Origin of the sequence: Escherichia sp. E3659, from assembly GCF_005781135.1 — a bacterium.
In the GTDB taxonomy this organism is placed as follows: domain Bacteria; phylum Pseudomonadota; class Gammaproteobacteria; order Enterobacterales; family Enterobacteriaceae; genus Escherichia.
Map to the genome: position 1 here is coordinate 1 of NZ_VATQ01000067.1, position 5,531 is coordinate 5,531.

Sequence of the window (5,531 nt, forward strand, 5' to 3'; positions counted from 1 at the left end):
CATCAATAAGTAAGCTTGATAACAGATTAAATTAACCGGCGATAAGCGGGTTAATAAAACAGAATTTGCCTGGCGGCCGTAGCGCGGTGGTCCCACCTGACCCCATGCCGAACTCAGAAGTGAAACGCCGTAGCGCCGATGGTAGTGTGGGGTCTCCCCATGCGAGAGTAGGGAACTGCCAGGCATCAAATTAGAAAAACCCCGGTCCATAAGGCCGGGGTTTTTTGCATATCAATTATTTGCATGATGAAGGGAATCTCATGTCAGTCCTGTATATTCAAATCCATCGTAATCAAATTACTGTTCGCGATCTTGAAAGCAAACGTGAAGTGTCAGGAGAGGCTGCCTTCAGTAACCAGCGCCTGTTAATCGCCAATTTCTTTGTTGCAGAAAAAGCTCTGCAAGATCTTGTTCTGCAACTCCACCCACGTTCAACCTGGCATTCTTTTTTGCCAGCAAAACGTATGGATATCGTTGTGAGCGCGCTGGAAATGAATGAGGGAGGTTTGTCACAGGTTGAGGAACGCATTCTTCATGAAGTGGTCGCTGGCGCAACGTCAATGAAATATCGCCAGTTCCATATCCATGCGCAATCTGTGGTGCTCAGTGATAGTGCGGTCATGGCAATGCTTAAGCAGAAATAATTGTGTCACCATTGGTGGGTACGAAACCTGAAGTTCAGCCCACCGGGATGAGAAAAAAATCGCCTACGCCCCCACATACGCCAGATTCAGCAACGGATACGGTTTCCCCAAATCGTCCACCTCAGAACGCCCGGTAACCTTAAAGCCCATCTTCTTATAGAACCCTACCGCCTGTGCATTTTGTTCATTAACGTTGGTTGTCAGTTCCGGTGCCATTGAGAGCGCATGTTTCACCAGCATCCTACCCACGCCGCAGCCGCGCACATCAGGATCGATAAACAGCGCATCCATATGCTGCCCACTTAACAACATAAACCCAACCGGCTGATCCCGCTCATTAACCGCGACCCACAACGGTGCTTCCGGCAGAAAGGAACGCACCAGCTCTTCCAGCTCGGCCCGATACTCCGCTGATAAAAAATCGTGGGTGGCATCGACAGAACGACACCAAATCGCAACGAGTTCCTCCCATTCCTCATGCCGTGAGCGGCGAATACTAATAACCATTTTCTCTCCTTTTAGTCATTCTTATATTCTAACGTAGCCTTTTCCTTGAAACTTTCTCACCTTCAACATGCAGGCTCGACATTGGCAAATTTTCTGGTTATCTTCAGCTATCTGGATGTCTAAACGTATAAGCGTATGTAGTGAGGTAATCAGGTTATGCCGATTCGTGTGCCGGACGAGCTACCCGCCGTCAATTTCTTGCGTGAAGAAAACGTTTTTGTGATGACAACTTCTCGCGCGTCTGGTCAGGAAATTCGTCCGCTAAAGGTGCTTATCCTTAACCTGATGCCGAAGAAGATCGAAACTGAAAATCAGTTCTTACGCCTGCTTTCAAACTCGCCTTTACAGGTCGATATTCAGCTGTTGCGCATCGATTCCCGTGAATCGCGCAACACGCCCGCAGAGCATCTAAACAACTTCTACTGCAACTTTGAAGATATTCAGGAACAGAACTTTGACGGCCTGATAGTCACCGGTGCGCCGCTGGGTCTGGTGGAGTTTAATGATGTCGCTTACTGGCCGCAGATCAAACAGGTGCTGGAGTGGTCGAAAGATCACGTCACCTCGACGCTGTTTGTCTGCTGGGCGGTACAGGCCGCGCTCAATATCCTCTACGGCATTCCTAAGCAAACCCGCACCGACAAACTCTCTGGCGTTTACGAGCATCATATTCTCCATCCTCATGCGCTTCTGACGCGTGGCTTTGATGATTCATTCCTGGCACCGCATTCGCGCTATGCTGACTTTCCGGCAGCGTTGATTCGTGATTACACCGATCTGGAAATTCTGGCAGAGACGGAAGAAGGGGATGCATATCTGTTTGCCAGCAAAGATAAGCGCATTGCCTTTGTGACGGGCCATCCCGAATATGATGCGCAAACGCTGGCGCAGGAATATTTCCGCGATGTGGAAGCCGGACTAGACCCGGATGTACCGTATAACTATTTCCCGCACAATGATCCGCAAAATACACCGCGAGCGAGCTGGCGTAGTCACGGTAATTTGCTGTTTACCAACTGGCTCAACTATTACGTCTACCAGATCACGCCATACGATCTACGCCGTATGAATCCTACGCTGGATTAATCTTCTGTGATAGTCGATCGTTAAGCGATTCAGCACCTTACCTCAGGCACCTTCGGGTGCCTTTTTTATTTCCGAAACGCACCTAAGCAGGTGAATAAATTTTATTTATATTGTTATCAATAAGTTATTAAGTATTTTTAATTAAAATGGAAATTGTTTTTGATTTTGATTTTTAAATGAGTAGTCTTAGTTGTGCTGAACGAAAAGCGCACAACGATCCTTCGTTCACAGTGGGGAAGTTTTCGGATCCATGACGAGGAGCTGCACGATGACTGAACAGGCAACAACAACCGATGAACTGGCTTTCACAAGGCCGTATGGCGAGCAGGAGAAGCAAATTCTTACTGCCGAAGCGGTAGAATTTCTGACTGAGCTGGTGACGCATTTTATGCCACAACGCAATAAACTTCTGGCAGCGCGCATTCAGCAGCAGCAAGATATTGATAACGGAACGTTGCCTGATTTTATTTCGGAAACAGCTTCCATTCGTGATGCTGACTGGAAAATTCGTGGGATTCCTGCGGACTTAGAAGATCGTCGCGTAGAGATTACCGGACCCGTAGAGCGCAAGATGGTGATCAACGCGCTCAACGCCAATGTGAAAGTCTTTATGGCCGATTTCGAAGATTCACTGGCACCAGACTGGAACAAAGTGATCGACGGGCAAATTAACCTGCGTGATGCAGTTAACGGCACCATCAGCTATACCAATGAAGCAGGCAAAATTTATCAGCTCAAGCCCAATCCAGCGGTTTTGATTTGTCGGGTACGCGGTCTGCACTTGCCGGAAAAACATGTCACCTGGCGTGGTGAGGCAATCCCCGGTAGCCTGTTTGATTTTGCGCTCTATTTCTTCCACAACTATCAGGCACTGTTGGCAAAGGGCAGCGGTCCCTATTTCTATCTGCCGAAAACCCAGTCCTGGCAGGAAGCGGCCTGGTGGAGCGAAGTCTTCAGCTATGCAGAAGATCGCTTTAATCTGCCACGCGGCACTATCAAGGCGACGTTGCTGATTGAAACGCTGCCTGCCGTGTTCCAGATGGACGAAATCCTTCACGCGCTGCGTGACCATATTGTTGGTCTGAACTGCGGTCGCTGGGATTACATCTTCAGTTATATCAAAACGTTGAAAAACTATCCCGATCGCGTCCTGCCAGACAGACAGGCAGTGACGATGGATAAACCCTTCCTGAATGCTTACTCACGCCTGTTGATTAAAACCTGCCATAAACGCGGTGCTTTTGCGATGGGCGGCATGGCGGCGTTTATTCCGAGCAAAGATGAAGAACGCAATAACCAGGTTCTCAACAAAGTGAAAGCGGATAAAGCGCTGGAAGCCAATAACGGTCACGATGGCACGTGGATCGCACATCCTGGCCTTGCTGACACGGCAATGGCGGTATTCAACGACATCCTCGGTTCCCGTAAAAATCAGCTTGAAGTGATGCGCGAACAAGACGCGCCGATTACTGCCGATCAGCTGCTGGCACCTTGTGACGGTGAACGCACCGAAGAAGGTATGCGCGCCAACATTCGCGTGGCTGTGCAGTACATCGAAGCGTGGATCTCCGGCAACGGCTGCGTGCCGATTTATGGCCTGATGGAAGATGCGGCGACGGCTGAAATTTCCCGTACCTCGATCTGGCAGTGGATCCATCATCAAAAAACGTTGAGCAATGGCAAACCGGTGACCAAAGCCTTGTTCCGCCAGATGCTGGGCGAAGAGATGAAAGTCATTGCCAGCGAACTGGGCGAAGAACGTTTCTCCCAGGGGCGTTTTGACGATGCCGCACGCTTGATGGAACAGATCACCACTTCCGATGAGTTAATTGATTTCCTGACCCTGCCAGGCTACCGCCTGTTAGCGTAAACCACCACATAACTATGGAGCATCTGCACATGAAAACCCGTACACAACAAATTGAAGAATTACAGAAAGAGTGGACTCAACCGCGTTGGGAAGGCATTACTCGCCCGTACAGCGCGGAAGATGTGGTGAAATTACGCGGTTCAGTCAATCCGGAATGCACGCTGGCGCAGCTGGGCGCGGCGAAAATGTGGCGTCTGCTGCACGGTGAGTCGAAAAAAGGCTACATCAACAGCCTCGGTGCACTGACTGGCGGTCAGGCGCTGCAACAGGCGAAAGCGGGCATTGAAGCGGTCTACCTGTCTGGCTGGCAGGTTGCGGCGGACGCTAACCTGGCGGCCAGCATGTATCCGGATCAGTCGCTCTATCCGGCAAACTCGGTGCCAGCTGTGGTGGAGCGGATCAACAACACCTTCCGTCGTGCCGATCAGATCCAGTGGTCTGCAGGCATTGAGCCGGGCGATCCGCGCTATGTCGATTACTTCCTGCCGATTGTTGCCGATGCGGAAGCCGGTTTTGGCGGTGTCCTGAATGCCTTTGAACTGATGAAAGCGATGATTGAAGCCGGTGCAGCGGCAGTTCACTTCGAAGATCAGCTGGCGTCCGTGAAAAAATGCGGTCATATGGGCGGCAAAGTGCTGGTACCAACTCAGGAAGCTATTCAGAAACTGGTCGCTGCGCGTCTGGCTGCCGACGTGACGGGCGTTCCAACCCTGCTGGTTGCTCGTACCGATGCCGATGCGGCGGATCTGATTACCTCCGATTGCGACCCGTATGATAGCGAATTTATTACCGGCGAGCGCACCAACGAAGGTTTCTTCCGTACTCATGCAGGTATTGAACAAGCGATCAGCCGCGGCCTGGCGTATGCGCCGTATGCTGACCTGGTATGGTGTGAAACCTCCACGCCAGACCTGGAACTGGCGCGTCGCTTTGCACAAGCCATCCACGCGAAATATCCGGGCAAACTGCTGGCTTATAACTGCTCGCCGTCGTTCAACTGGCAGAAAAACCTCGACGACAAAACTATTGCCAGCTTCCAGCAGCAGCTGTCGGATATGGGTTACAAGTTCCAGTTCATCACCCTGGCAGGCATCCACAGCATGTGGTTCAACATGTTCGACCTGGCAAACGCCTATGCGCAGGGCGAGGGCATGAAGCATTACGTTGAGAAAGTGCAGCAGCCGGAATTCGCTGCCGCGAAAGATGGCTACACCTTCGTTTCTCACCAGCAGGAAGTGGGTACAGGTTATTTCGATAAAGTGACGACCATTATTCAGGGCGGCACGTCGTCAGTTACCGCGCTGACCGGCTCCACCGAAGAATCGCAGTTCTAAGCAACCTACAAATGTTGCTGACTGTAGGCCGGATAAGGCGTTCACGTCGCATCCGCCAATCAACGCCTGATGCGACGCTTGCGCGTCTTA

At 51.0% G+C, this 5,531-nt stretch carries 5 protein-coding genes and 1 rRNA gene; 5 read left to right on the forward strand and 1 reads right to left on the reverse strand.

Annotation, left to right across the window (positions count from 1 at the left end):
- Positions 1–68 precede the first annotated feature (68 nt).
- Together rrf and FEK47_RS24875 are read left to right on the forward strand one after the other, a co-directional pair.
- Positions 69–184, forward strand: a 5S ribosomal RNA gene (gene rrf, locus FEK47_RS24870).
- A gap of 76 nt (positions 185–260) precedes the next feature.
- Positions 261–644 (forward strand): YjaA family stress response protein, encoded by a 384-nt coding sequence (locus FEK47_RS24875; RefSeq protein WP_135486822.1) that lies wholly within the window; start codon positions 261–263, stop codon positions 642–644.
- 63 nt (positions 645–707) lie between these two features.
- On the opposite strand, the gene FEK47_RS24880 is transcribed toward FEK47_RS24875, so the two are convergent.
- Positions 708–1,151: an acetyltransferase gene (locus tag FEK47_RS24880; RefSeq protein WP_135486821.1), complete on the reverse strand. Its 444-nt coding sequence runs from the start codon at positions 1,149–1,151 to the stop codon at positions 708–710.
- Between the two features lie 156 nt (positions 1,152–1,307).
- Between FEK47_RS24880 and metA the strand changes: the two genes are divergently transcribed.
- The 3 genes from metA to aceA all read left to right on the forward strand — a co-directional run bounded on the left by metA (position 1,308) and on the right by aceA (position 5,441).
- Positions 1,308–2,237, forward strand: a complete 930-nt coding sequence (metA, locus tag FEK47_RS24885) for a homoserine O-succinyltransferase (RefSeq protein WP_135486820.1) — start codon at positions 1,308–1,310, stop codon at positions 2,235–2,237.
- 268 nt (positions 2,238–2,505) lie between these two features.
- The gene (aceB, locus tag FEK47_RS24890; protein WP_135486819.1) at positions 2,506–4,107 is read left to right on the forward strand and encodes a malate synthase A; all 1,602 of its coding nucleotides are present in this window, start codon (positions 2,506–2,508) and stop codon (positions 4,105–4,107) included.
- A gap of 29 nt (positions 4,108–4,136) precedes the next feature.
- Positions 4,137–5,441 (forward strand): isocitrate lyase, encoded by a 1,305-nt coding sequence (aceA, locus tag FEK47_RS24895; protein WP_000857849.1) that lies wholly within the window; start codon positions 4,137–4,139, stop codon positions 5,439–5,441.
- Positions 5,442–5,531: the final 90 nt, after the last annotated feature.